This is a genomic window from Plantactinospora sp. DSM 117369, from assembly GCF_053764795.1.
In genome coordinates, this window is sequence record NZ_CM132446.1 from 1546487 (window position 1) to 1572092 (window position 25606).

Here is a 25606-nt window from a genome sequence, read left to right on the forward strand (position 1 = left end):
ATGACGCGGTACGAGAGCCTGCTCGACGCGTGCGGCGGTACTCCGCTGGTGGGGTTGCCCCGCCTGTCGCCGACGGTGCCCGACGGGGCACCGCCGGTGCGGCTCTGGGCGAAGCTGGAGGACCGGAACCCGACCGGCAGCATCAAGGACCGGCCGGCGATGTTCATGGTCCGCGAGGCCGAGCGGGCCGGCCGGCTCCGGCCGGGTGACACGATCCTTGAGCCGACCAGCGGAAACACCGGGATCTCGCTGGCCATGGTGGCGAAGCTCCGGGGCTACCGGCTGGTCTGCGTGATGCCGGAGAACGTCTCGGCGGAGCGGGTCCAACTGCTCCGGATGTACGGCGCCGAGATCATCTTCTCGCCGGCCGCCGGCGGCTCCAACCAGGCGGTGGCGACCGCCAAGCAGATCGCCGCCGAGCACCCCGACTGGGTGATGCTCTACCAGTACGGCAATCCGGGCAACGCGCAGGCGCACTACGAGACCACCGGTCCGGAGCTGCTGCACGACCTGCCCACGATCACGCACTTCGTCGCCGGGCTGGGCACCACCGGCACCCTGATGGGGACCGGGCGCTACCTGCGGGAGAAGGTCGACGAGATCGAGATCGTCGCCGCCGAGCCCCGGTACGGCGAACTGGTCTACGGGCTGCGCAACATCGACGAGGGCTACGTCCCGGAGCTGTACGACGCCCGCGTGCTGACCCGGCGCTTCTCGGTCGGTACCCGGGACGCGGTGCTGCGTACCCGGCAGCTCGTCGAGGTGGAGGGGATCTTCGCCGGGTTCTCCACCGGGGCGATCCTGCACGCCGCGCTCGCCGTGGCGCACGAGGCGGTCAAGGCCGGCCGCCGGGCCGACGTCGCGTTCGTGGTCGCCGACGGCGGCTGGAAATACCTGTCGACCGGCGCCTACGGCGGCACCCTCGCCGACGCCGAGGATGCCCTGGACGGCCAGCTCTGGGCCTGACCGGCGAACCCGTCCGGCCGGGCGCGGTGCACCGAACCGACCCGGCCGGCGGGGTTCCGGCCCGCTGTCGTACCCCGGTGGTCTGATCTTCCCGACCGCGACCGCGACGGTGGCGGGAACCACCGGGGAGGTCTTCGATGGGCGTGCTGTACGACTACTTCCGCGCGCGGGACGCGGACGCCGTGCTGGCGCTGATGACGGCGACCGGGGGACACGCGCTGGACCCGGCGGCCCATCCCGAGACCGGCGTGCTGGACCTCAAGGGCATCGAGCCGGCGGTGACCCTCGGCCGGCTGGTCGGATTCGTCCTCGGCGAGCAGTGGAGGACGGACCTGGTGCCGACCGACCTGGTCTGGCCGCCCCCGGACCAGATCGACCAGCGAGAATACGAGGGCCCGTGGGTGTTCACCGTGGGGGAGCGGGCCCGGGACGCACTGGCCGGCGTGACCGACGACCAGGTGCCGGGACTGGCCGCCCGGTGGGCCGCCATCGAGGAGTTCGCCTGGCACCCGCCCGAACCGCAACTGTTGGCCTCTACCATCGCCGAACTGGTCGCACTGGCTCGGGCGGCGCGGGCCGCCGGGGACAATCTCTACTGCTGGTGCTGCCTGTAGGCGACGGTGACCGAGGGTGCCCTCGGCGGGGTCGGAAGCGGATACCGACATGCCCGTCGAAGGTGACGGAACGTAATGGTCGGGCCGTTTGCGGCGTCTAACCCGTACCGGGCCGGGTCGCCCAGACCGGATGTCACGTTGACGACAACTGTACCCAGATCTTTCTTGTGCCCAGGTGTCGCGGCGTAGGCTGCGCACCGTGACAGACCTTCCGGCGTTGATCGTTCGCGCATTGGTCGGCGGGCTGTCCGTGACCATCAGTAATGGCGGGGCGACTTGATGCGACTGACCATCCTTGGCTGTGCGGGCAGTTTCCCGGGCCCCGAAGCGGCCTGTTCGGCCTATCTGGTCGAGGCCGACGGCTTCCGGCTGCTGCTTGACTTCGGCTCGGGCTCGCTCTCCGCGTTACAACGTTATGTCGGGCTGAAGGCGGTCGACGCGATCCTGCTGACCCACTTGCACGGCGACCACATCCTCGACGCGGTCCCGTACATCGTGGTCCGGCGGTACGCCCCGGACGGCCCCTACCCGCCGCTGCCGGTGTACGCCCCGAGCGGCGCGCCGGACCGGCTCGCCAACGCGTACAGCCTGGACGAGGGCCTGCTCGACGACGTCTACACCTTCTACGGCCTGCAACCCGGGACGTTCCCCATCGGGCCGTTCGCGGTGACCGTCGACCGGGTCAACCATCCGGTGGAAACCTACGGGGTGCGGCTGGAGCACGGCGGCCGGTCGCTCTGCTACTCCTCGGACACCGCCCCCTGCGAGTCGCTGCTCCGCCTGGCCCACCGCGCCGACCTGTTCCTCTGCGAGGCAAGTTATCTGGACGGGGTGGAGAACCCGCCCGACCTGCATCTGACCGGGCGCGAGGCGGGCGAGGCCGCCGCCAAGGCGGAGGTGGGCAAGCTGCTGCTGACCCACCTGGTCGCCGCCTGGGGCAGCGAAGCGGTGACCCACGAGGCGGCGCTCTCCGCCTTTGCCGGCCCGGTCGAGATCGTCCGGCCCGGCGCCCGCTACGAGGTGTAGCCCCGAGATCTGCCCGCCGCCGGACCCACCCGCCCGGCCCCGACCCGGCACGTGGGCGCCCGGGGCACCCTCGGGCGGCGCGATCGGGCGAGCACATAGGCTGCGGGGATGGCGCGACCTGACGGGCGGCGGCCCGACCAACTCCGACCGGTGACCCTGACCCGACGCTGGAGCATCCATCCCGAGGGGTCCGTACTCGTCGAGTTCGGCGACACCCGGGTGCTCTGCACGGCGAGTGTCACCGAGGGGGTGCCGCGCTGGCGCAAGGGTTCCGGCCTGGGCTGGGTCACCGCGGAATACTCGATGCTGCCCCGCTCCACCACCACCCGCTCGGACCGGGAGAGCGTCCGGGGCAAGATCGGCGGCCGTACCCACGAGATCTCCCGGCTGGTCGGCCGGAGCCTGCGGGCCTGCATCGACCTGAAGGCGCTCGGCGAGAACTCGATCGTGCTGGACTGCGACGTGTTGCAGGCCGACGGCGGCACCCGGACCGCCGCGATCACCGGGGCGTACGTCGCGCTGCACGACGCGGTGAACTGGCTGGCCGAGCGGAAGGCGTTGGCCGGCAAGCCGGCGAAGGTGATGCACCGGTCGGTGGCGGCGGTCAGCGTCGGCGTGGTGGAGGGCGAGCCGCGACTCGACCTGAACTACCTTGAGGACGTGGCGGCCGAGGTGGACATGAACGTGGTATGCACCGGCACCGGGGACTTCGTCGAGGTGCAGGGGACCGGCGAGGCCGGCGTCTTCGCCCGCGAGCAACTCGACGCGCTGCTCGACCTCGGTGTGCTCGGCTGCGCCGAGTTGACCGACGCCCAGCGGAAGGCGCTGGCCGAATGACCAAGGTGCTGCTGGCGACCCGGAACGCCAAGAAGCTGACCGAACTCCAGCGGATCCTCGACCACGCCCTCGGCCCGCAGCGCATCCAGCTCGTCGGGCTGGCCGACGTCGCGCAGTACCAGGAGGTTCCGGAGACCGGACTGACCTTCGGGGAGAACGCCCTGCTCAAGGCGCGCGAAGGCGTCAAGTGGAGCAACCTGCCGACGATCGCCGACGACTCCGGGCTGGCGGTGGACGCCCTGAACGGCATGCCCGGGGTGTTCAGCGCCCGCTGGTCCGGCGGGCATGGCGACGACCGGGCCAACCTGGAGCTGGTACTCGCGCAGATCGCGGACGTACCGGACGAGCACCGGGGCGCCGCCTTCGTCTGCGCGGCGGCCCTGGTGCTGCCCGGCGGCAAGGAGCACCTGGTCGACGGCCGGCAGACCGGACGGCTGCTGCGGGCGCCCCGTGGCGAGGGCGGCTTCGGCTACGACCCGATCTTCCTCGCCGACGGGCAGGACCGGACGAACGCCGAACTCTCCCCGGAGGAGAAGGACGCGATCAGCCACCGGGGCAAGGCACTGCGGGCGTTGGCGAAGGTGATCGCCAAGGTACTGCCGGAGCCGGGCCGCCCGTAGCGGGCGGCCCCGCACCCGAACCGGGCAGCCGGCGATCGCCATCCCGTGCCGGTCGGGACAGGTCGGTCAGGCCGGTCCGGGGCTTCCGGGCAGCCGGTGCCCCAGTACGGTCAGCTCGGCCAGCAGGGTGACCAGCAGGACCAGGTTCGCCACGACCATGATCCCGAGCGGCGGGAGCAGCGGCATCGCGGGGCCGAGCGCGGCGAGTGCGAGGATCGCGACCAGGCGGGGCCGGAAGAGCCGGCCGGTCACCACGTAGTCGAACAGGCAGGTGCCGAGCAGGAAGAGCGCCGGGCCGCCGAGCAGGGTGACTATCCAGGCCACCGGCGCCGGGCCGAGCGGACGGCCGAGCACCAGGGTGGTGCCGGCGGACACCACCACGGTGCCGGCCACCATCACCAGGTGGGTGTACGAGGTCGAGGTGCCTGGCCGGACTCGCTCCACCGACGACACGTTCCGGGGGGACAGCAGTTGCTCTATGCGGTGGAAGTAGAGCAGGAACAGCAGTACGGCGTTGCCGAAGGCCACCGCGCAGACGGCGAGCCGCATCTCCCCGGTGCGGTCGAAGGCGAGGCCGGCGCCGGCGGTCAGGATCAGCTCGCCGAGCGCGATGAGGAAGATCTCCCGATGCCGCTCGGCCAGGTGGTTGCCGGTGAAGATCTGGCTGGCCAGCTCGGTGCGGCCGAGTCGCGGGGTGGGCCAGCCGATCCGGGCCGATCCGAGGTCCACCGCGACCGCCGCCGCCCAGAGCACCAATCGGGTCGTACCCTCGGCGAACACGCCGCCGACCCACAGCCCGGCGGTGACGACGAACCAGAAGAAGACCCGGACGCTGCGGGCCTGGATCGCCCGGTGCACCCGGGTACCCGGAATCAGCACCGCGCCCCGGGCCAGGTGGATGCCGAAGTACGCCGCGACGAAGACGAAGCCCAGCTCGTCGAAGGCCCTCGGTACGGTGACCGCCATCACCAGGGTGCCGAACATGACGACGAGCACCAGGGCCTGGATCACCGGTAGCCGGGGATTGAACAGGTCGGTGAGCCACGCGGTCAAGACCCAGACCCACCACGCCGCGAGCAGCAGCACGGCCATCTGCGCCGCGGTGCGGACGCTGGGATCCTCGGCCAGCCCCTGCGAGAGCCGGGAGAGCATGAACACGTAGACCAGGTCGAAGAAGAGTTCCAGGAAGGTCGGGTACTCGGGCTCGTCGCGCCGGCGGAGGATCCTCGGCAACTCGCTGGTCGTCACGGGTTCTGGCCTCCTGCCGACCTTCCCGAGGCATCCGCTCGCCCGCGGCGGGGCCGGACTCCCGACGCCCCTAAACCTACAAAACCGGGCGTTATCAGAGAGCGAAACCTCTAGTCTCGAGGCGGTGACGTGCCGGGTCGGGCGCTGTCGGGACGGGGCGGGCGCGCGCCGGGAGGGAAACGGGCTGACCGATGGCGATGCGCGGTGAGGCCGGTGAACCCGCCCCCGCCTCGGCCCGGCCCGATCCGACCCGTCCGACGTACCTGGAACTCTTCTTCGACCTGGCGTACATCTTCGCGCTGATCGTCGTCACCGAGGAGTTGCTCAACGACCTGAGCTGGGGCGGTACCGGTCGGGCCGTGGTGCTGTTCCTGGCGTTCACGCTGATCTGGGCGCTCGCCACCTGGGCCGGTGACCTGCTGGACCTGACCCGGCCGACGGTGGTGCCGCAGGTCGTCGGCGTGATGGCGGGCAGCCTGCTGCTGGCCGGTACGGTGCCGGAGGCGTACCAGGAGGGTGGGCTGCTGTTCGCCATCACCTACCTGGCGATCCACTTCGGCAGCGGGCTCTACTACACCCTGGTCCCGTCGGGCGCGGCACGCACCCGTACCCACCGGACGATGCTCTGGGAGGCGGTCGCCGCCGTACCGTGGATCATCGGCGGGCTCCAGACGAACGCCGGGACCCGGGCGACGCTCTGGGCGGTGGCGCTCGCGGTCGAATACCTCGGCGTCGTGCTCGGCTGGCCCACCCCCTGGGCGTGGCGCCGGCCGCCCCGGGAACCCCGGCGCGTCGGGGAGCGGGTCGCCGAGCGCTACCGGCAGTTCGTGATCGTCGCGCTCGGGGCGTCGCTCTTCCTGGTCGGCAGCGAGTTCAGCGAGGGTCGCTACACCCGGGACCGGGCGGTGGCCCTGGTGGTGGTCTTCACGACCACGGTGCTGATCTGGCGGATCTACATCTACCGGGCCGGGCAGTTGATGACCGGCACCATCGCCGGGGCCGCCAACCCGGCCCGGCTCAGCGAGATCACCGCCTTCGTCCACCTGGTCATGGTGGCCGGCATCGTCGGCACCTCGGTCGCCAGTCAACTCGTCATCCGCCAGCCGTTCGGTGACACGCCGCCGGCCCTGGCGGCGGTCATTCTGGGTGGCCCGGCACTCTTCCTGGTCGGCCGGGCGCTGCTCGACTACACCGTCTTCGCCCACGTGAACCGGGCCCGGTTGGTCGGGCTGCTCCTGCTGGCCGGTCTGGCGGCGGCGACACCCCTGCTGCCACCGGTCATGGTCGGGCTCACCGTGGTAGGTGTGCTGGCCGGCATCGCGACGTCGAACCTGATCCAGACCCTGACCAATCCGCCGAGGCCGGCGACCCGGTAACGGCCGCCGGGCCGGGGTGCCCCGACGGCGGGACACCCCGGACGGTACGCGCCGATGCTCGGCTCAGCTGATGTACCAGGAGGAGGCGTGGTCGTTCCAGCCGAAGCCGCCGAGGTTCGGCGTGTAGTGGTTGACGGTGAACGACGGACCGGTGAAGCGACCGTGCTGGTAGATCCGTACCGAGCACCTGGTGCTGGCGGTGCTGCGATCGGTCTTCACCGAGGTGAGCTTGTCGTTCCAGCCCGTCGGCACGACCGGGACCGAGATCTCCCGGTCGGCCATCGTGGCGGTGCAGGCCCGGGACTTGTAGTAGCGCAGCGTCCCGCCCTGATAGCCGGCGTCCTTCCACAGTTGCGCCACGAGATAGCTGGCCCGGCTCCCCACGTCCCTCCTGGCCTGCTCCGGCGTGGCGGCACAGGCCAACTCCGCGGTGTCCGCGTTGTACGCGCAGTGCGGCGCTGCCGCGCCGTCCGGCCCGGCAGCGTACGCGGTGGAGGTGCCGAGGACGGTCGAGGCGACGGCGAGGGTGAGCATCATGCCGACGGTGGCGGTGAAACGCATTCTCATTCTCTTTCCCGCTTTCTTCCGAGGCCATTTCCGATTGAGGTTCATTGGTCATCGGAATCCGGCAGCGCCAATCTCTCGCTGTCGGATCGACGTCCCTTGTGCTTCGAGGCTCGGCCGCCGTCCCGTTGTACGGTAGGGTCTGACGTAGGCTGACAACGCTTCTGACAAGGTGGGGGTCTGGATGCGTGCCAGCGACGATCCGGATCGGGACCGCATTTCCGCCGGAACACCCGACCCGGTCACCGAATTCGCCGACGCATTACGCCGACTGCGCGCCGGGGCGGGAAACCCGTCGTTTCGGCGAATGGCCGCGATGTCCCGGTCGATCTCGCACACCACGCTGCACGAGGCGGCCTCCGGAACGCGATTCCCGTCCTGGGAGACCACCCGGGAATTCGTCCGGGCGTGCCACGGCGACGAGACGGCGTGGCGGGCCAGATGGGAGTCGGCCCGCCCCGCCGCCGACTCCATCCCACCGGCCACCGGAGAATCCGGATCAGTGAACCTTTTTCAACCTCCCCTTGCGGTCCGGCGGACCGCAAGGTCGGACGCGGTGCGTGAGCGCCGCGCGGTCCAGGTGGAAAAAGGTTCAGTGCCGATGACCCGCGAATCCCCGGCGGCGGCGTGGGGTCGTCGTCTTGGCCCGGGGTGGGGCCGGCCCGGTTCGGCCCGGCTCGGCGGGGCGGTCACGCTGGGGGCGCTGGCCCTGGCGGGCACGCTGCTGGCGGTGGCCCTGCTCGTCGCCGCCCGGCCCGACCCCGAGCGGTCCGGCGCCCCGGCCGGCGTCGCGTCGGCGGGCACCGGCACCACCGCCCCGGCAGGGGTGCCGACCGGACCGCTGATCGACGGCGACCGGAGCCGGTTCATCACCGACGTCACCATCCCGGACGGCACCCGGGTACGGGTCGGCGAGAACTTCGTGAAGGTCTGGGAGATCCAGAACGCCGGTACGGTGTCCTGGCGCAACCGCTATCTCCAGCGGGAGGACGTGCCGGCCCAGCCGGGGAGCTGCCGGACCCCGGAGCGGATCCCGATCGGCGACACGCTGCCCAACGAGCGGGTGTGGATCACCGTCGCCGTGACCGCGCCGTCCGCGCCGACCACCTGCATGGTGCGGTGGAAGATGGTCGACGCACTCGGCCGGCAGCTCTTTCCCACCGCCCGACCGTTGTTCTTCCTGGTCCACGTCGACGCCACGACCGGCACTCCGAGCCCGCTCTGAGCCGGAAGGCCGGTCGACCGGCCGACGGGTCAGCGGCTCCGGCCCGGAGCGGGTCGTCGGGTCAGCGGCTCTGGATCAAAGCCGGTCGGCGGGTCAGCGGTCAGCGGCTCCAGGCGGGGTCGCGGCCGACGACTCCGAGGATCCGGTCCAGGGTCGGCGCCGTGGCCGGGACCGCGACCTCGGGCCCGTAGACACCCATCTGCCGGCCCTGCTCGGCGGTCTTCGCCACCTCGTCGTGCACGTAGCCGAGCAGGTCGTCGTCCCAACTCGGGCGCTGCCCGGTCGCCTTCGCCAGGTCCCAGGCGTGCACCACCAGCTCGGTCACGATCATCCCGCCGACCAGCGCGGCCGGTAGCTCCGTCGGGCCGCCCATGTGGGTGGTGCCGTCCCAGGCGGCCGGCTCGGCCCAGGTGCCGGCGATCCGCTCCACCAGCGCCGCCAGGTCGGCGGTCCAGTCGCCCCCGGTCAGGTCCAACTCCGTCTCGCTGCCGGCCGGCGGCGGTACGGTCTCCTTCCGCCCGGCACCCTCCAGCGACGGACCCCAGAACAGCAGGTGGTTGACCAGCTTCCGGACGTCGTACTCGGCGCACGGGGTGGGGTTGTCGAGCTGGTCGGGTGTGATGTCGCGGATGATCTCGATCAGCGGTGCGGCCGCCCTGGCCACGAATGGTGCGTCAGGCATGTCGGCAAGCACACCACGAGGTGTGGCGGTTGTCTTGAACGAACGCGACATACCCTGGCGGGAGTGCGGAGGGACGTACGCGAACTCGGCGGGGCGTGGACCAGATACCAACGGCACGCCTTTGCGACCCCGTCACCGGACCTCGCCCCGTACGTCGAGCGCTACTGGATCGTCTCCTGGGAGTACCCCGAGCCGTACCGGCAGTTGATCGTGCCGTACCCGAACGTGCACCTGACGTTCCGCGGCGGTCGCGGGATCGTGACCGGCGTCAGCAGCGGACACCAGGTCAGGGTGCTGACCGGCGTCGACGGGGTCTTCGGGGTGGCGTTCCGGCCGGGCTGCTTCCGGCCCTTCCTGGGCGCGCCGGTCTCGACGATCACCGACCGGTCGATCGACGCGGCGGAGGTCTTTCCGGGCGACCTGCCCGATCCGCTCGACGTGCCGACCGTGGAGGAATATCTGCGGCGCCGCCGGCCCGAGCCCGATCCCCGGGCGGCGGAGGTTGCGGAGATCGTCGCCACGATCGCCGCCACTGGCCGGATCAACCGGGTGGACGCGCTCGCCGAGCACCTCGGGACCGGCGTTCGGGCGGTGCAACGGCTCTTCGCCGAGTACGTCGGGATCGGGCCGAAGTGGGTGATCCGGCGCTACCGGCTGCGCGAGGTGACCGAGCGGCTGGCCCGGGGCGAACCGGTCGACTGGGCCGCGCTCGCCGCCGAACTCGGCTACGCCGACCAGGCGCACTTCACCCGCGACTTCCGGAAGATGTTCGGCGAGTCCCCGACGCACTACGCCGCCCGCTACTGACATCCACCCCGCCAAGATCTTGACGACGTGTTGCGGTTGGAGCGACAAAAAGTCGTCAAGATCTAACGGATTCGGCCGCCCGGTGGCGGCGGACGGCGTCGCGGTTGGCGCAGCGGGGCGAGCAGTACCGCTGTTGGCCGCCCCGAGAGGTGTCGACGTAGATGGTCCGGCAGCCGTCGGCGGCACAGCGGCCGAGCCGGGACATTCCCCGCCCGGCGAGGTGTAGCGCGGTACCGACGCTGACCAGGGCCCGCAGCACCGCACCGAGCGGTACACCCTCGTCCCGGTAGTGCAGGTGCCATCCGGTACCGCCGTGGTCGGTGAGCCGGGGGTACGCCGACGCCGCCGCCAGCAGCCGGTTGACCAGGGCGGCCCGCTGGGCCGGCTCGGTGGCGTCGACGATCTCGGACCACTGGTCGACCAGCTCCAGGGCCACGGTCAGGTCCTGCTCGCCGACGGGCATGTCCAGCACCAGCCCGGCGGCGCCGCACCGGCGTACCAGGTCGGGCAGGGAGCGGGGCGGGTCGTTGGCCAGGTCGGCGATCAGTCGTACGGCGTCCTGCCCGTAAGGGTTGAGATGCACAATGCCATTACAGCAGGCTCGGACCATGAACGACGAGAACGGGCACCTCTGGCGGACCCGGTCACGCCACCGGACCAGTGACGGGATCGTGAGCTACCAGTCGTGCCACTGCGGGATGTGGCGGCTGCTGGCCGGGACGGCACGACCGTCGGCGGTGCCGACCGGGGTCGCCCGAGCGCCGGTCAGCACGTTCGCGGCGGGTGGCCCGGGCTGGTTCAGCCGGCGGCGTTGGCGCAGGTGACGTACCAGGTGAAACGCCGCAGGGTGGTTCCGCCGGCCCGCGACCGGACCGGACGAACCACCCCGGGTGTTCGCGCTGCGCTCAGCTTCCGTTCGAGGCCGCCGCGACGACGGCGATGAGGACGAACCAGAGCACGGTGAGTGCGGTGAAGACGATGCCCAGCCAGAAGCCCGCCTTGGCGAGCCCGCTGCCCTGCTCGCCGGTCTGCTGGATCTGCCGCTTGGCGACGACGCCGAAGACGATGCCCAGTGGCGCGAAGACGAAGGCGAAGACCAGGGAGAGGATCGCCATCACGTTGGTGCCGCGAACCGACCCACCTGCCTGCCCGGCCGCCCCGCCGGTGCTCTGCGATGCCATTTGTCCTCCTCGGTGTGGGTGTCCACAGGGGAGTTACCCAGACGGCTCAGCCCCGTAACGCTCCGAGCGGAAGTCGAGCCGTAGCGACCACTGGGGAGTAGACCGCCTTGAGGTGGCCCGCCAGCGGTAGCCGGCGAGCACCTACCGGACAGCTCCGCCGTCAGCCTTCGTCCGGCCCGTCGACCGGGGCGAAGCTGAGCCCGTCCGCCGGGTCGACCTCGACCACCTCGCCGTTCCGCACCACGTACGCGACGTTGTGCCGGGTCCTGGCATGGTATTCCGTCCACTGGGCGTCGCCCCACTCGCCGGGATCCGCCGCGTCGATCTCGTCGTAGTCGGGCGGCGCCGCGTAGTGGACCGCGTAGACGACGTTGTCCCGCAGCTCCAGCCGCCACCGGTCGTCCGGCTCGTCGCCCTGGGCCTCGATCACACCGTTGACCACATGGTCGAAGGTGAACTCCGCGAACTCCTCGGCGTAGACCCGCTCCGGAAGCGGCGCGGCGAGTTCCCCGGCCAGCGTGGCGCCGGGCTTGAGGAAGGTGTCGACCAGGTACGCCATCCAGCGTTCGGCGTCGTAGAACTTCTCCTCCTCGTCCCAGCCGAGGGTGCAGCCGTCCTCGGACGGCACCCACTGGCACCAGAGGCCGGGCTGCCCGGGCGGTGGCTCGCTGCCGCCGTCGAGTACGTCCGGCTCGATGTCCTGCCCTGCGTAGCCGCCGCCGTCGACGAAGTAAGGTCCCTTGGTCCGGTGCATGTGCCGGACCTCGGCGAACCGGGTCAGGTAACGGACCTCGGCCGGGTTGAGTGGTGGGGAGATGCTGACCCGGCCGGTGAACCATGTCTCGTAACCCATGCCGGATGTTCTACCCCAGGGGTCCGACCTCCGCCTCGATCGCGGCCCGCAACTCCGGCCCGGCGATCACCGCCCGGGCCGCCTCCATCACCGGGGCGAGGAAGATGTCCGGCCCCGGCTCGCCGACTGCCTCCCGCAGCGCCGCCAGCGCTGCCCGACCGGCCGGGGACGGCGTCAGCGGGGCCCGCAACTGCAGGCCGCGTACCCCGGCGATCAGTTCCACCGCGAGCAGGCTGGTCAGGTTCTCCAGCACCGTACGCAGCTTCTTGGCCGCCGCCCAGCCCATCGAGACGTGGTCCTCCTGCATGCCGCTGGTCGGCAGCGAGTCGACCGAGGCGGGTGCGGCGAGCCGCCGGTTCTCCGCGACGATGCCGGCGGCGGTGTACTGGGCGATCATCAGCCCGGAGTTGACCCCGGCGTCGGGGGAGAGGAAGGCCGGCAGTTCCCGGGACCGGGTGACGTCGAGCAGCCGGTCCACCCGTCGTTCGGCGATCGCCCCGACCTCGGCGGCGGCGATGGCCAGGAAGTCGGCGGCGAAGCCGAGCGGGGCGCCGTGGAAGTTGCCGGTCGACTCGACCCGGCCGTCCGGGAGTACCACCGGGTTGTCCACCACCGAGCGCAGTTCCCGGCCGGCGACCTGGTCGACGAAGGTGAGGGTGTCCCGGGCCGCCCCGGCGACCTGTGGGGCGCAGCGCATCGAGTACGCGTCCTGCACGGCGTGCGACAGGTCGTCCCGGTGCGAGTCCATGATGGACGAACCCTGGAGCAGCCGGTGGATGTTGGCCGCCGACAGCGCCTGCCCGGGATGCGGGCGGATCGCGTGCAGTTCCGGCAGGAACGGCCGGTCCGAGCCGAGCATCGCCTCGATGGCCAGTGCCGCCGTCACGTCGGCCATCGTGAGGAGGTGGCGTGCGTCGGCGACCGCCAGCAGCAGCATTCCGAGCATCCCGTCGGTGCCGTTGACCAGCGCCAGCCCTTCCTTGGCGGCCAGTGTCACCGGGCGCAGCCCGGCCGCGCGCAGCGCCGCCGGGGCGTCCTGCCGGCTGCCGTCCGGGCCGAGCACCCAGCCCTCGCCGAGCAGCACCAGCGCGCAGTGCGCCAGCGGGGCCAGGTCGCCGGAGGCACCGAGCGAGCCGTGTTCCGGCACCCACGGGGTGATGTCGGCGTTGAGCAGGTCGGCCAGCGCCCGGGCCAGCTCGGGGCGTACCCCGGAGTGGCCGAGGGCGAGGGAGCGGATCCGCAGCAGCATCATCGCCCGGACCACCTCGCGGGGCATCGGGGCGCCCACCCCGGCGGCGTGCGAGCGGATCAGCGCGTGCTGCAACTCGGCCCGCCGCTCCGGGGCGACGAAGGTGGTGGCCAGCGCGCCGAACCCGGTCGAGACGCCGTACACCGGGCGGCCGGTCTGCTCGATCCGGTCCACGATCGCCCGGCTGGCCGCCATGGCGTCCAGGGTGGACGGATCGAGGACGACGGTGGCGGTGCCCCGGGCCACCGCCAGCACGTCGGCCGGGGAGATCCCGGTGGGCTGGACGGTGACGACGGGTCGGGTCACGGTTGACATTGCGGTACTCCGTTGTGCAGGACCTGGCTGATCAGTGGAACACCGGGCCGGTAGGCCAGGTGCAGATAGGAGGGCGCGTCGAGGATGCTCAGGTCGGCCGGTACCCCCGGACGGAGCACTCCGGCGTCCGCGCGGCGCAGCGCCCGCGCGCCACCGGCGGTGGCCGCCCAGACCGCCTCCGCCGGGGTCATGCCCATCTCCCGGACCGCGAGCGCGATGCAGAACGGCATCGACGAGGTGTACGACGACCCGGGGTTGCAGTCCGTGGCCAGCGCCACCGTCACCCCCGCGTCGAGCAGCCGCCGCGCGTCCGGGTACGGCGACCGGGTGGAGAACTCCGCGCCGGGCAGCAACGTCGCCACCGTCTCCGACATCGCCAGCACGTCCACGTCCACATCGGACAGGTGCGTGCAGTGGTCGACGCTGGCCGCGCCCAGCTCCACCCCGAGCTGCACCCCCGGCCCGGGACCGAGCTGGTTGGCGTGCACCCGCACCCCGAGCCCGGCGGCCTGCCCGACGGTGAGGATCGCCCGGGCGTGGTCGGCGTCGAAGGCGCCCCGTTCGCAGAAGACGTCGATCCACTTCGCGTACGGCAGCGCGGCCCGGAGCATCGGCCCGCAGACCAGTCCGACGTAGTCGTCCGGCCGGTCGGCGTACTCCGGCGGCACGACGTGGGCGCCGAGGAACGTCGTCTCGGCGGTGAACTCGGCGGCGATCCGCAGCGAGCGGGCCTCGTCGGCGACGCTGAGCCCGTACCCACTCTTGATCTCGATCGTGGTGGTGCCCTGCCGGACCGCCTCGGCGCGCAGCCGCCCGACGGTGCCGCGGAGCCGGTCGTCGTCGGCGGCCCGGGTGGCAGCGACGGTGGTCCGGATGCCGCCCCCGGTGTACGGCTCGCCGGCCATCCGGGCGGCGAACTCGGCGGCCCGGTCCCCGGCGAAGACCAGGTGGGCGTGGCTGTCCACGAACCCGGGCAGCACCGCGGCGCCGTCGGCGTCGATCCGCCGGTCGGCGGCCGGGGCGTACCGGGCCGGGCCGATCCAGGCGACCTCGCCCTCCTCGACCAGCAGCGCCGCCTTGCGGCGGATGCCGAGCGGCCCGCCCTCGCCGATCCCGGTGTTGGTGACCAGCTCGCCGATGTTGTCGATCAGCAGGTTCACGGGGCCACCGTCCCGATCAGCAGGTTCACGGGGCCACCGTCCCGATCAGCAGGTTCACGGGGCCACCGTCCCGATCAGCAGGTTCATCGCGTCACCGCCGCGATCGCCGCCGCCAGCTCGGCCGGCACGTCGACCGTCGCATGCCGCCCGTCCCGGACCACGGGCCGGCCGTCGGTCAGCACGTCGGTCACGTCGGCCGCGCCGGCCGCGAAGAAGATCCCGACCGGCGGCACCCCGGCGGTCCGGGCGCTGTCCAGCCGCACGGTGACCAGGTCGGCCCGGCCGCCGGGCGCCAGAGCGCCGGCGTCCGGCCAGCCCAGCGCGGCGTGCCCCCCGGTCGCGGCGTGCAGCAGCTCGGCCGGGGTGACGTGGCCCCGGGTCAGGGTGGCCAGCCGCAGGTTCAGCTCCACCGCCCGGGCCTCCTCGAAGAGGTCGACCACCGCGTGGCTGTCGCTGCCGAGGCTGATCGGGCTGCCCTCGTCGGCCAGCTCCCGGATCGGCCCCACCCCGTCGGCCAGGTCCCGTTCGGTGGTCGGGCAGACGCAGATCCCGGTGCCGCTGCGGCCGAGCGCCCGGACGTCCGGGCCGGTCAGGTGGGTGGCGTGCACCGCCGTGGTGGCCGGGCCGAGCACGCCGGCCTCGGCCAGCAGCGCGGTCGGGCTCTGCCCGTGGTACGCCAGGCACGCCTCGTTCTCGGCCGGCTGCTCGGAGAGGTGCAGGTGCAGCGGGGCGGCCCGGTCGGCGGCCCAGCCGGCCACCTCGGCGAACTGGTCGGCGGGTACCGCCCGGATCGAGTGGATCGCCGCACCGACCCGGGCGTGCCCGCCGGCCGGGGTGAAGGCGGCGGCCCGCTCGGCCCAGCGCACCGCGTCGCCGTCACCGAACCGCAGTTGCGGCCCGGCCAACGGCTTACCGTCCACGCTGGCGGTCAGATAGCAGGTGTCCAGCAGGGTGAGCCGGACACCGGCCTGGGCGGCGGCTTCGACCAGCGCCGCGCTCATCGCGTTCGGGTCGGCGTACGGGGCGCCGCCCGGAGCGTGGTGCAGGTAGTGGAACTCGCCGACGCAGGTGATGCCGGCGAGCGCCATCTCGGCGTACGCCGCCCGGGCCAGCGCGAGGTAACGCGCCGGGTCGAGGCGGTCGGCGACCGCGTACATCTGGCTGCGCCAGGCCCAGAAGTCGCCCCGGCCGCCGTGGGTGCGCCCGCGCAGCGCCCGGTGGAAGGCGTGCGAGTGCGCGTTGGCCAGCCCCGGCAGGGTCAGCCCGGGCAGCCGCCGGGCGTCCGGCGGCGGCACCGGCACCCCGGCGGTGACCGTGCCGAACCGGCCGTCGACCACCTCGATCAGCACGTCGGCGTCGGGCTCGGGGCGGTCCGGCAGCCAGGCGTACTCGGCGTGGTAGCGCACCGGCTCGGTGGCGGTCATCCGGCGGCCAGGTGGGCGAGCAGGTCGGCCAGCCGGCGTACGCCCTCGGCACAGTCGTCGTCGCCGGCCGCCTCGGCCGGGGAGTGCGACACCCCGGTCGGGTTCCGCACGAAGAGCATCGCGGTCGGCACGTGCTCGGCCAGGATCCCGGCGTCGTGCCCGGCGGCGGTCGGCAGCACCGGTACGCCCTCGGCGAGCACCTCGCGGAACGCCTTGACCAGTCCGCCGTCGAACTCGACCAGTGGGCTGAGCGACTCGCGGGTGACGGACAGTGTCGTACCGTCCCGGGTGGCCCGGTCGGCGGCCTTGGCCCGTACCCCCTCGACCAGCGCCTCCAGGGTGCCAGCGTCGGCGGCCCGGGCGTCCAGCCAGCCGCGGACCCGGGCCGGGATCGCGTTGGTGGCGTTCGGCTCCACCTCGACCCGGCCGATCGTGGCGTGCGCGCCGCGCAGTCGCGCCTCCTTGTTGGCCGCCAGCACGGTGAAGGCGTAGGTCAGCATCGGGTCACGCCGGTCGGCCATCCGGGTGGTGCCGGCGTGGTTGGCCTCGCCGGTGAAGTCCAGCCGCCAGCGGCCGTGCGGCCAGATGCCGCTGGCCACCCCGACCGGCGCGCCGAGGTCGACCAGCGCCCGGCCCTGCTCGACGTGCAGCTCGACGAAGGCGCCGATCCCGTCCAGCAGCTCCGGCCGGGCCCCCGCCGGCCGGCCGCCCATCGCCTCGGCCAGGGTGACGCCGTCCCGGTCGGTCAGCGCCGCCGCCCGGTCCGGATCGAGCGCCCCGGTCAGCAGCCGGGAGCCGAGGCAGGGTACGCCGAACCGCGAGCCCTCCTCCTCGGCGAACGCCACCACCCCGACCGGGCGGCGGAACTCCCGCCCCTCCGCCCGGAGCGCCCGTACCGCCAGCAGGGCGCTGACGATGCCGAGCGGGCCGTCGTAGCCGCCGCCATGCGGTACCGAGTCGAAGTGGCTGCCCAGCAGGACGGCGTCGCCCCGCTCGGGCGGCGGGCCGTACCAGGCGATCAGGTTGCCGTTGCCGTCCGGCGCGACGGTGTGCGCCCCGTCGGCCTCGGCGACGCCGCGGAACCACCGCTCCAACTCCCGTACCGGCTCGGTGAAGCCGTACCGGAGGTAGCCGCCGGTGCCCGGGTCACGGCCGATCGGGGCGATCTCCGCCCAGAGCCGGGGAAACCAGGTGTGCACCGGGATCGGGTTCGACGTCAACGCCCGCCTACCCTTCGGCCATCGGGATACGCAGGTTGCCCCGGGCGGCGGCCGCGACGGCCTCCGGATAGCCGGCGTCGACGTGCCGGAGTACGCCGGTCGCCGGGTCGTTGCTGAGCACCCGCTCGATCTTCTGCCCGGCCAGCGGGCTGCCGTCGGCGACGCAGACCTGGCCGGCATGGATGGAACGGCCGATGCCGACCCCGCCGCCGTGGTGGATGCTCACCCAGGAGGCGCCGCTGGCGGTGTTGACCAGCGCGTTCAGCAGCGGCCAGTCGGCGATAGCGTCGGAGCCGTCCGCCATCGCCTCGGTCTCCCGGTACGGCGAGGCGACCGACCCGGCGTCCAGGTGGTCCCGGCCGATCACCACCGGGGCGGTCAGCTCGCCGCTGGCGACCATCTCGTTGAACCGCACCCCCGCCTTGTCCCGCTCGCCGTGGCCGAGCCAGCAGATCCGGGCCGGCAGGCCCTGGAAGGCGACCCGCTCGCCGGCCAGCCGGATCCACCGGGCCAGCGACTCGTTCTCCGGGAACAGCTCCAGCACCGCCCGGTCGGTGGCGGCGATGTCGGCCGGGTCACCGCTGAGCGCCGCCCAGCGGAACGGTCCCTTGCCCTCGCTGAACAGCGGCCGGATGTACGCCGGCACGAACCCGGGGAACGCGAACGCCCGGTCGTACCCGCCGAGCTGCGCCTCGGCCCGGATCGAGTTGCCGTAGTCGAAGACCTCGGCACCGCCGTCGAGGAAGCCGACCATCGCGGCGACGTGCCTGACCATGGCGGCCCGGGCCCGCTCGGTGTACTCGGCCGGCTTCACCCGGGCCAGCTCGGCGGCGTCGGCCAGCTCCAGCCCCTCCGGGACGTACGACAGCGGGTCGTGCGCGCTGGTCTGGTCGGTGACGACGTCGATCTCGACGCCCCGGCGGAGCAGCTCGGGAAAGACGGTCGCGGCGTTGCCGACCACCCCGACGGAGAGCGCCCGGCGCTCCCGCTTGGCGGCGAGGACCTGCTCGACCGCCTCGTCGAGCGAGTCGGCCACGGTGTCGAGATAGCGGGTGGCGACCCGGCGGGCCAGCCGCTGTGGGTCGACGTCGACGATCAGGCAGGCGCCGCCGTTCATGGTCACCGCGAGCGGCTGCGCCCCGCCCATCCCGCCGCAGCCGGCGGTCAGGGTCAGGGTGCCGGCCAGCGAGCCACCGAACCGTTTGGCGGCCACGGCGGCGAAGGTCTCGTAGGTGCCCTGCAGGATGCCCTGGGTGCCGATGTAGATCCACGAGCCGGCGGTCATCTGGCCGTACATGGTCAGGCCGAGCTGTTCGAGGCGGCGGAACTCCGGCCAGGTGGCCCAGTCGCCGACCAGGTTCGAGTTGGCGATCAGCACTCGGGGCGCCCACTCGTGGGTCCGCAGCACCCCGACCGGCCGCCCCGACTGCACCAGCATCGTCTCGTCGTCGGCGAGCGAGCCGAGCGTCCGGACCAGTGCGTGGTACGACGGCCAGTCCCGGGCCGCCCGGCCGGTCCCGCCGTACACGACCAGGTCGTCGGGGCGCTCGGCCACCTCCGGGTCGAGGTTGTTCATCAGCATCCGCAGCGCCGCCTCCTGCGGCCACCCGGCGGCGGTCCGGGTGGTGCCGCGGGCGGCGCGGATCGGCTCGGGCATGTCAACTCCTCCTGCAGTGGAACGGTTCGATGGTGGTGTGCGGTGCGGGGCGGTGCTGCGGGATCGGCGACTGCCGGTGTTATCCGACGAACAACTGGCGGCGGGCGGCCGACTGCTCGAACTCCTCCAGCCGGCGCTGGGCGTCGGCCGGTGCGGCGTCGCAGACCGCCTGGAGCAGCACCATCGACAGCGCCATCGGCGCGGTGTGCAGGTCGAAGACGAGCTGGGCGCCGACCGCGGCCGGCAGCACGATGTCGGCGTACTCGGCGGCCGGGCTGACCGCCGAGTCGGTGATCACCACCACCGACATCCCGGCCGCGCGGGCTTCCCGGAGCGCGTCCAGCGACTCCCGGGGATAGCGGGGCAGCACGATGCCGAGCAGCGCGCTCGCCCCGGCCGCCCCGGCCTGCTCCAGCCGGTCGGTCAACAGCGTCCCGCCGGAGTCGAGGACCCGTACGTCCGGATGCACCTTCGCCGCGAAGTACGCGAAGTAGCCGGCCAGCGGGGCGGCGGCGCGCAACCCGAGTACGACCAGCGGGCGGCTGCCGGCCAGCAGCGTGCCGGCGGCGGTCACCCCGTCCCGGTCGGCGAGCTGCTCGGCGAGCCGGTCCAGGTTGTCGGCCTCGGCGCGGATCGCCCGCTGCATCTCGTTGCCGGCCGGCATCCCGAGATCGGGCCGGCCGTAGCCGGCGGCGGCGATCTCCCGGAGTCGGCGGCGCAGCGCCGGATAGCCGTCGTAACCGAGGGCCATGGCGAACCGGGTCACCGAGGGCTGGCTGACCTTGGCCAGTTCGGCGACCTCGGCCGCGGAGAGGTAGGCGGCGGAGGCGGCGTGCTGGACCAGGCTGTGCGCGATCCGTCGCTGGGTCGGCGTCAGCCGGATGCCCTGGAACAGGTCGAGCACGCGGTCCATCGGCGGCGCCGCGATGACAGCGCTGTCATTCACAAGAAGACTGTATGCATGAAATAATTCAGAGGGCAATGGGGACCCGGGAACGTGACAAAACCTCGGGAAGGATGGGGTGATCTCCGGCGTGCGATCGCCCGCACCCGCCTCGCCCCCGTTGCCGCCTTCCCCAAGCGGTTCATGCGGGTGGCCCGGCACGACGCCCGGGTGATCACTCTCTCGGCCAAGTGGCTGCTCACCTCCCGCGAGCACCACAACTACACCTACGACCTGACCACGCTCAGCCGGGAGCACCTCGCCTGGTTCGTCAGCCTGACCTGTGACGTACCGGTCAAACAGGTGCGGGCGTACCTCACCGAGATCGAGCAGGACGAGCCGCTGCGGCGGCACATCGAGCAGTCCACCGCCGCCTCCTACCGGCGCGGGCTGGCCGACCGGCGCGTCCGGTACGCCCGCCGGATCGGCTGGTACGCGATCGTCCGGGCCATCCGGCCGAAGCACGTCGTGGAGACCGGGGTCGACAAGGGGCTCGGCACCTGCGTACTCGCCTCGGCCCTACTGCGCAACGCGGCCGACGGCGAGCCGGGCCGGGTCACCTCGCTGGACATCAACCCGGAGGCCGGTTACCTGGCCAAGGCCGAGCCCTGGGCCAGCGTGGTCGACCTGGTGATCGGGGACTCGCTCGCCTCGATCAAGGCGCTGGACCGCCCGGTCGACCTCTTCCTGCACGACAGCAACCACAGCACCGGGTACGAACGCCGGGAGTTCCAGGCCGTGTCCCCGAAGCTGGCTTCCGGGGCCCGGCTGCTCACCGACAACGTCACGGTGACCAACGTGCTCGCCGAACACGCCGAGAAGACCGGCCGCCGCTTCCTCGCCTACCGGGAGACCCCGGCCCAGCACTGGTACCCCGGCGACGGGATCGGCATCGCCTGGTAGGCGTCCGGTTCCGCGCTCCGCGCCCGGTGACCGGAAACCACCTACCCGCCCACCCGAACCGCTGTGGCAGGGTGAACACCATGCGGCTGGTCTCCCTGCACACGTACCCGGTCAAGGGCTGTTACCGGCTCGACCTCGACGCCGCCCGGGTCGAGCCGTGGGGCCTGGCCGGCGACCGGCGCTGGATGATCGTGGACGACGACGGCATCGGCGTCACCCAGCGCCAGGCGACCGGTCTGGTGGCCATCCGCCCCGAACTCCGCCCCGGCGGGCTGGTGCTGCGCGCCGCCGGCCGGCCCGCGCTGGAGGTCACCGAGCCGACCGACGGCGAGCCGGTCGCGGTACGCGTCTTCTCGAACATGCCCGCCGCGCCGGCCCGGCGGGCGGAGCCGGCGGCCGACGACTGGCTCTCCCGGCTGCTCGACCGGAAGGTCCGGCTGGTCTGGCTCGGCGACCCGACCGTGCGCCCGATCCCGGACACCGCTCTGGCCGACCCCGCCGACCGGGTCAGCTTCGCCGACGGCTACCCGCTACTGCTGGCCAACCGCGCCTCGCTGGACGCGCTGAACGAGTCCCTGGTCGAATCCGGCAACGTCGAGGCGCCGCTGCCGATGACCCGGTTCCGCCCCAACGTGGTGGTCGGCGGGGCCGACCCGTGGGCCGAGGACGGCTGGACCGGCCGCCGGCTCCGGATCGGCCCGGTGACGTTCCGGGTGGCCAAGCCCTGCGGCCGCTGCCTGGTCACCACCACGGACCAGGAAACCGGGGTACGCGGCCGCGAGCCGCTGCGCACCCTGGCGAAGTACCGCCGGATCAACCAGCAGTTGGTCTTCGGCCAGAACCTGGTGCCGGTGTCCGGCCCGGCCGGTTCGAACGGCACGCTCAGCGTCGGCGACCCGGTGCGGCTGCTCGACTGAGGCGGTCCTCTTCCGCCCGGCGGTAGCCGGGCCGGGCGGCCGGCGCCGGCCGATCGGCGCCCGTCGACCGGCCCGGCTCGCGGCCGCTGGAGATCTTGCGAAAGCCGCGACGGCTACGGCAACATGCCCCGGGTGACCGAGGCGGAACTTCCCGACAGTACGGACGGCGGCGCCCCGGCGGCTGCCCCGCAGTCTGGCGACGGCGCGGGCGCGGGTGCCGCGGTGTCACGGCGGCGGCCGTCGCGGCGCTGGCTGGCCGGCGGTTTCGCGGCGGTACTCGCCGCCGTCCTCGGGCTGGTGCTCTGCTGGCAGCTCTCCGAGTCGGCCGCCTGCGCCGCCGCACTGGCCGCACCGCCGGTGGAACGGCTCGGGCCGATGGTGGAGCGGGCCGGGCCGCCGGTGGAGCGGCTCGGGCCGCCGGTCGGTGCGACCGTCTACAAGGGAAAGGCGTCGCACTACGACGGGGGCAGCTCGGGCGGCAACTGCTCGCTGCCGGGCCCGCCGGCCAACCGGCTCTACGTCGCGCTCGGCTCCAGCCAGTACGCCGGCTCGGCCGCCTGCGGCAGCTTCCTCGACGTGACCGGCCCGAAGGGCACCGTCCGGGTGATGGTGCTGGACCGCTGCGCGGGCTGCACGAACAACAAGATCGACCTGTCCAGGCAGGCGTTCGCGAAGATCGCCGACCTGTCCCAGGGCATCGTCCCGGTGCGTTACCGGGCGGCGGTCGACCCGCCGCTGCCCGGCCCGCTCACCTTCCGGCTCAAGAGCGGCGTGTCGCAGTACTGGTTCGCGGTGCAGGTGGGCAACCACGGCAACCCGGTGAAGTCGGTGGCGGCGAAGCGGGCCGGTTCGGGCTGGCGGGCGGCGAAGCGCGGCTCGGACAACTACTGGGTGATCGACGGCGGGATCGGCCCAGGGCCGTACTCGATCCGGGTGACCGACGTCTACGGGCACCAGGCGGTCGCCACCGGTATCCGGCTGGCGCCCCGGCAGGTGCAGCGCGGCACGGTACGGATGTACGACGCCACCCCGGCGGGTACCGGCTCGCCGAGCCCGTCCGGCTCGCCCGCCCCCAGCACCACCCCGGCGCCGACCGCGTCGTCCACGCCCGACCCGGGTACGCCGACCGGAGCGGCCCCGTCCGGACAGCCGGTGGCCGGCGCGGCCGGCGGCCCCGCCCCGGCGGTTGGCTGCGGCTGACCGCCATCTCCCGAGGGCCGGTCGTCAGGTCAGCGGCAACCACATCTGGATCTCGTCGCGGTCGTCGCCCGGCCCGACCCGGAGCGCCCCGGGCAGCCGGCCGACCTCCCGATAGCCGAGTCGCCGGTAGAACTCCTCCACACCCCGGCCGTCCCGGACGGTCAGGTGCAGGGCCTCCCAGCCCGCCTTCCGGGCCACCTGCTCGGCCTCGCGCAGCAGGGCCTGGCCGTAGCCGTACCCCTGGCGGTCGGGGTGCACCATCACCCGCTTCAGCACGCACCAGTGCGCCTTGAGGTGGAACCGGTTGTCGGTGAGGAAGAGCAGCGCGATCAACTCGTCGCCCTGGTAACCGACCAGGAGCTGGTCCGGCCCCTCGTCCGCCGCATGCAGGGTGGCCAGCGCGAACGGCCGGACGTCGTCCTCGGTGACCGGGCCGACGAACCCGACCGCGCCACCGGCGTTGGTCACCGCCGTCCACAGTTGGACGATCTCGTCGCGCAACTCGGGGGACGACGGCGGGTCGAGTACGAAGCGGATGCCCACCGAGCCATCCTCGTCCGCCCCCCGGCTACCCCCGTCGGCCCGCGCGCCGGGCGTGACGGTGCTAACAGCGGGGCCGGCGCCCGCGGGGGCGCCGGCCGGACCGAGCTGTGCGGGAGAGGGGAGTCGAACCCCTACGCCCGAAGGCACAGGAACCTAAATCCTGCGTGGCTGCCATTACACCACTCCCGCTCGCGCTCAAAGTCTAGACCGCTGGCGGGCTCAGTCCAGGCCGAGGTCCCGGCGGAGTTTGGCGACGTGCCCGGTGGCCTTGACGTTGTAGAGCGCCCGCTCGATCCGGCCCTCGGAGTCGATGACGAAGGTCGACCGGATCACTCCGGTGATCGTCCGCCCGTACGACTGCTTCTCGCCGTACGCCCCGTACGCGACGAGTACCGCCTTGTCGGGGTCGGAGACCAGCGGGAAGGTGATGGCGTCCCGGTCCCGGAACTTCGCCAGCGCGGCGGGGGAGTCCGGTGAGATGCCGACCACCTCGTAGCCGGCGGCCTGGAGCGAGGCGAGCGAGTCCCGGAAGTCACAGGCCTGGGTGGTGCAGCCCGGCGTCATCGCCTTCGGGTAGGCGTAGAGCACCACCTTGCGGCCGCGGAGTTCCTTGAGCGAGAGCGTCTCTCCGGAGTCGGTGGTCAGCGCGAAGTCGGGCGCGGTGTCCCCGGGGGCGAGGCGGATCGGCGAGGTCATGGCCACGACCCTATCGCCAGGTGGACCGGAGATTGCGGTTGCCGTACCAGCTCTTGCAAAATCTTGGCAATAGTGATGGCCGGCTCCTAGGCTGGGCCGGCCGGCGGGGCGGATCCCGCGCCGGCACCTGGGAGGTGGCGTGGAATACCTGGCAATGCACATCTCGAACGGGATCATCAACGGTCCCGTGGCGGCGGCGTTCGGGGCGTTGGCCCTGGTCGCGCTCGCGCTGTGCGTGTTCCGCGGTCGGCAGGACCTGGACGACCGGCTCGCTCCGATGGCCGGGCTGGTCGCCGCGTTCATCTTCGCCGTCCAGATGCTCAACTTCCCGATCTTCACCGGCGCGGTCAGCGGCCACCTGCTGGGCGGGGCACTCGCCGCAGTCCTGGTCGGGCCCTGGGTCGGGGCGCTCTGCGTGGCGGTGGTGCTGATCGTGCAGTCGCTGATCTTCGGTGACGGCGGGGTGGCGATGCTCGGCCTGAACATCACCAACATGGCGCTGATCGGCGTCGCGGTCGCGTACCTGCTGGTCGCGCTCCTGCTCCGGATCCTGCCCCGTACGGTGACCGGGCTGGCCGTCACCGCGTTCGTCGCCGCGGTGCTCAGCGTGCTGGTCGCCTCGCAGGGCTTCGTCCTGCAGTACTGGCTCGGCGGCACCACCGACGTCGGCAGCAGCCTCGGCGGGCTGGCCGGCACGATGGCCGGGGTGCACCTGCTGATCGGCGTCGGCGAGGGCCTGATCACCGCGACCACCGTGGTCACCGTGGCGAAGGTCCGGCCCGACCTGGTCTACGCGCTGCGCTCGCTGCGCCCGCTCCAGACCGCCAACCAACTGCCGCTGGCCGGAGGTGCCCGATGACGACCGGAGGAACCCGGATCTCGAAGCGCTCCGGCGCGTTCATCCTGGGCGGCCTGCTGGTCGCGCTGCTCCTGGCCGGAGTGGTCAGCAACTTCGCCTCGGCCCACCCGGACGGCCTGGACTCGTCGCTGCGCGAGGGCTGCACCTTCGACGCGGACGACAACATCACCGGTGGTAGCTGCCCGGCACAGCAGGCCAAGGACCACGAGTTGGCCGACTCGCCGCTGGCCGACTACGGGGTCCGGGGCGTCGACAACGCGTTCCTCTCCACCGGGCTCTCCGGGGTGCTCGGCGTGCTGATCACCTTCGCCGTCGGCGGCGGCCTGTTCTGGCTGACCCGCCGCCGCTCGACCACCGCTTCGGCGCAAGCCACCGGTTCGGCGCAGAGCGCTGGCTCCGGATCCGGCCCGGAGCGGACCGCCGGCAGCGGCACGGGTACGCCCACGCCGCGCGGCGGCGTCGGGTCGACCGCGACGCCTGCCGGCCGGACCGGCACCGACGGCACCGAGTAGGGGCGGCGG

General features: G+C 72.7%; 28 protein-coding genes and 1 tRNA gene. 14 read left to right on the forward strand and 15 right to left on the reverse strand.

The genetic code is table 11. From position 1 onward, the window contains the following. From ACSMXO_RS07050 to rdgB, 5 genes are all read left to right on the forward strand, one after another. Positions 1–966, forward strand: a complete 966-nt coding sequence (locus ACSMXO_RS07050; RefSeq protein WP_346259419.1) for a PLP-dependent cysteine synthase family protein — start codon at positions 1–3, stop codon at positions 964–966. A gap of 137 nt (positions 967–1103) precedes the next feature. Next, the gene (locus ACSMXO_RS07055; RefSeq protein ID WP_455417106.1) at positions 1104–1580 is read left to right on the forward strand and encodes a hypothetical protein; all 477 of its coding nucleotides are present in this window, start codon (positions 1104–1106) and stop codon (positions 1578–1580) included. A 279-nt stretch (positions 1581–1859) separates the two neighbouring features. After that, positions 1860–2606: an MBL fold metallo-hydrolase gene (locus tag ACSMXO_RS07060; RefSeq protein ID WP_346259417.1), complete on the forward strand. Its 747-nt coding sequence runs from the start codon at positions 1860–1862 to the stop codon at positions 2604–2606. Between the two features lie 108 nt (positions 2607–2714). After that, on the forward strand, positions 2715–3443 hold the full coding sequence (gene rph / locus ACSMXO_RS07065; protein ID WP_346259416.1) for a ribonuclease PH: 729 nt from the start codon (positions 2715–2717) through the stop codon (positions 3441–3443). Then, on the forward strand, positions 3440–4063 hold the full coding sequence (gene rdgB, locus ACSMXO_RS07070; protein WP_455417107.1) for an RdgB/HAM1 family non-canonical purine NTP pyrophosphatase: 624 nt from the start codon (positions 3440–3442) through the stop codon (positions 4061–4063). Before rph ends, rdgB begins: the two co-directional genes overlap by 4 nt. 66 nt (positions 4064–4129) lie before the next feature. On the opposite strand, the gene ACSMXO_RS07075 is transcribed toward rdgB, so the two are convergent. Continuing rightward, positions 4130–5311 (reverse strand): low temperature requirement protein A, encoded by a 1182-nt coding sequence (locus ACSMXO_RS07075; RefSeq protein WP_455417108.1) that lies wholly within the window; start codon positions 5309–5311, stop codon positions 4130–4132. Positions 5312–5502: 191 nt separating this feature from the next. On the opposite strand from ACSMXO_RS07075, the gene ACSMXO_RS07080 reads away from it, so the two are divergent. Beyond that, positions 5503–6687 (forward strand): low temperature requirement protein A, encoded by a 1185-nt coding sequence (locus tag ACSMXO_RS07080; protein ID WP_455417109.1) that lies wholly within the window; start codon positions 5503–5505, stop codon positions 6685–6687. A gap of 63 nt (positions 6688–6750) precedes the next feature. Here ACSMXO_RS07080 and ACSMXO_RS07085 read toward each other — a convergent pair whose 3' ends face one another. After that, positions 6751–7248, reverse strand: a complete 498-nt coding sequence (locus ACSMXO_RS07085) for a hypothetical protein (protein ID WP_455417110.1) — start codon at positions 7246–7248, stop codon at positions 6751–6753. A 187-nt stretch (positions 7249–7435) separates the two neighbouring features. Here ACSMXO_RS07085 and ACSMXO_RS07090 point away from each other — a divergent pair, with 187 nt between their 5' ends. Continuing rightward, positions 7436–8476, forward strand: coding sequence for an NBR1-Ig-like domain-containing protein (locus ACSMXO_RS07090; protein ID WP_455417111.1), 1041 nt, complete (start codon positions 7436–7438; stop codon positions 8474–8476). 100 nt (positions 8477–8576) lie between these two features. Here ACSMXO_RS07090 and ACSMXO_RS07095 read toward each other — a convergent pair whose 3' ends face one another. Next, positions 8577–9158, reverse strand: a complete 582-nt coding sequence (locus ACSMXO_RS07095; RefSeq protein WP_455417112.1) for a TIGR03086 family metal-binding protein — start codon at positions 9156–9158, stop codon at positions 8577–8579. 63 nt (positions 9159–9221) lie between these two features. Here ACSMXO_RS07095 and ACSMXO_RS07100 point away from each other — a divergent pair, with 63 nt between their 5' ends. Then, complete coding sequence (locus tag ACSMXO_RS07100; protein WP_455417113.1) at positions 9222–9965, forward strand: AraC family transcriptional regulator; 744 nt, start codon at positions 9222–9224, stop codon at positions 9963–9965. A 55-nt stretch (positions 9966–10020) separates the two neighbouring features. Here ACSMXO_RS07100 and ACSMXO_RS07105 read toward each other — a convergent pair whose 3' ends face one another. After that, a complete protein-coding gene (locus tag ACSMXO_RS07105) occupies positions 10021–10548 on the reverse strand; it encodes a CGNR zinc finger domain-containing protein (protein ID WP_346259408.1) in 528 nt (175 codons plus the stop codon). 25 nt (positions 10549–10573) lie between these two features. Here ACSMXO_RS07105 and ACSMXO_RS07110 point away from each other — a divergent pair, with 25 nt between their 5' ends. Continuing rightward, positions 10574–10789 (forward strand): hypothetical protein, encoded by a 216-nt coding sequence (locus ACSMXO_RS07110; protein ID WP_346259407.1) that lies wholly within the window; start codon positions 10574–10576, stop codon positions 10787–10789. A gap of 81 nt (positions 10790–10870) precedes the next feature. On the opposite strand, the gene ACSMXO_RS07115 is transcribed toward ACSMXO_RS07110, so the two are convergent. The 8 genes from ACSMXO_RS07115 to ACSMXO_RS07150 form a co-directional block, all read right to left on the reverse strand. Then, positions 10871–11146 carry a DUF4190 domain-containing protein gene (locus ACSMXO_RS07115; protein ID WP_346259406.1) on the reverse strand — a complete coding sequence of 92 codons (276 nt, stop codon included), beginning with the start codon at positions 11144–11146 and terminating at the stop codon, positions 10871–10873. A 160-nt stretch (positions 11147–11306) separates the two neighbouring features. Then, on the reverse strand, positions 11307–11999 hold the full coding sequence (locus tag ACSMXO_RS07120) for a hypothetical protein (protein WP_455417114.1): 693 nt from the start codon (positions 11997–11999) through the stop codon (positions 11307–11309). Positions 12000–12009: 10 nt separating this feature from the next. Beyond that, positions 12010–13563: a histidine ammonia-lyase gene (hutH, locus tag ACSMXO_RS07125; RefSeq protein ID WP_455417115.1), complete on the reverse strand. Its 1554-nt coding sequence runs from the start codon at positions 13561–13563 to the stop codon at positions 12010–12012. Then, positions 13551–14723, reverse strand: coding sequence for an imidazolonepropionase (gene hutI / locus ACSMXO_RS07130; protein ID WP_455417116.1), 1173 nt, complete (start codon positions 14721–14723; stop codon positions 13551–13553). Before hutI ends, hutH begins: the two co-directional genes overlap by 13 nt. An 83-nt stretch (positions 14724–14806) precedes the next feature. After that, positions 14807–16147, reverse strand: a complete 1341-nt coding sequence (locus tag ACSMXO_RS07135; protein WP_455417117.1) for a formimidoylglutamate deiminase — start codon at positions 16145–16147, stop codon at positions 14807–14809. Beyond that, complete coding sequence (locus ACSMXO_RS07140; RefSeq protein WP_455417118.1) at positions 16144–17367, reverse strand: allantoate amidohydrolase; 1224 nt, start codon at positions 17365–17367, stop codon at positions 16144–16146. The genes ACSMXO_RS07135 and ACSMXO_RS07140 overlap by 4 nt, the downstream gene beginning before the upstream one ends. A gap of 7 nt (positions 17368–17374) precedes the next feature. Next, positions 17375–19024, reverse strand: coding sequence for a urocanate hydratase (gene hutU / locus ACSMXO_RS07145; RefSeq protein ID WP_455417119.1), 1650 nt, complete (start codon positions 19022–19024; stop codon positions 17375–17377). 79 nt (positions 19025–19103) lie between these two features. Then, entirely contained in the window at positions 19104–19970 is an 867-nt protein-coding gene (locus tag ACSMXO_RS07150; protein ID WP_346259399.1) for a MurR/RpiR family transcriptional regulator, read from the reverse strand. A 51-nt stretch (positions 19971–20021) separates the two neighbouring features. Between ACSMXO_RS07150 and ACSMXO_RS07155 the strand changes: the two genes are divergently transcribed. The 3 genes from ACSMXO_RS07155 to ACSMXO_RS07165 all read left to right on the forward strand — a co-directional run bounded on the left by ACSMXO_RS07155 (position 20022) and on the right by ACSMXO_RS07165 (position 22987). Then, positions 20022–20870: an O-methyltransferase gene (locus ACSMXO_RS07155; RefSeq protein WP_455417120.1), complete on the forward strand. Its 849-nt coding sequence runs from the start codon at positions 20022–20024 to the stop codon at positions 20868–20870. A gap of 80 nt (positions 20871–20950) precedes the next feature. After that, complete coding sequence (locus ACSMXO_RS07160; protein ID WP_455417121.1) at positions 20951–21787, forward strand: MOSC domain-containing protein; 837 nt, start codon at positions 20951–20953, stop codon at positions 21785–21787. A 132-nt stretch (positions 21788–21919) separates the two neighbouring features. Then, the gene (locus tag ACSMXO_RS07165; RefSeq protein WP_455417122.1) at positions 21920–22987 is read left to right on the forward strand and encodes an expansin EXLX1 family cellulose-binding protein; all 1068 of its coding nucleotides are present in this window, start codon (positions 21920–21922) and stop codon (positions 22985–22987) included. A 24-nt stretch (positions 22988–23011) separates the two neighbouring features. On the opposite strand, the gene ACSMXO_RS07170 is transcribed toward ACSMXO_RS07165, so the two are convergent. The 3 genes from ACSMXO_RS07170 to bcp form a co-directional block, all read right to left on the reverse strand. Continuing rightward, positions 23012–23530: an N-acetyltransferase family protein gene (locus ACSMXO_RS07170; RefSeq protein ID WP_455417123.1), complete on the reverse strand. Its 519-nt coding sequence runs from the start codon at positions 23528–23530 to the stop codon at positions 23012–23014. A 108-nt stretch (positions 23531–23638) separates the two neighbouring features. Further along, positions 23639–23719 (reverse strand) — tRNA-Leu (locus ACSMXO_RS07175). A 30-nt stretch (positions 23720–23749) separates the two neighbouring features. Beyond that, a complete protein-coding gene (bcp, locus tag ACSMXO_RS07180; RefSeq protein WP_346259394.1) occupies positions 23750–24226 on the reverse strand; it encodes a thioredoxin-dependent thiol peroxidase in 477 nt (158 codons plus the stop codon). Positions 24227–24365: 139 nt separating this feature from the next. On the opposite strand from bcp, the gene ACSMXO_RS07185 reads away from it, so the two are divergent. Then, entirely contained in the window at positions 24366–25085 is a 720-nt protein-coding gene (locus ACSMXO_RS07185) for an energy-coupling factor ABC transporter permease (protein WP_455417124.1), read from the forward strand. 17 nt (positions 25086–25102) lie between these two features. Beyond that, complete coding sequence (locus ACSMXO_RS07190; protein WP_455419188.1) at positions 25103–25597, forward strand: PDGLE domain-containing protein; 495 nt, start codon at positions 25103–25105, stop codon at positions 25595–25597. Positions 25598–25606 lie beyond the last annotated feature (9 nt).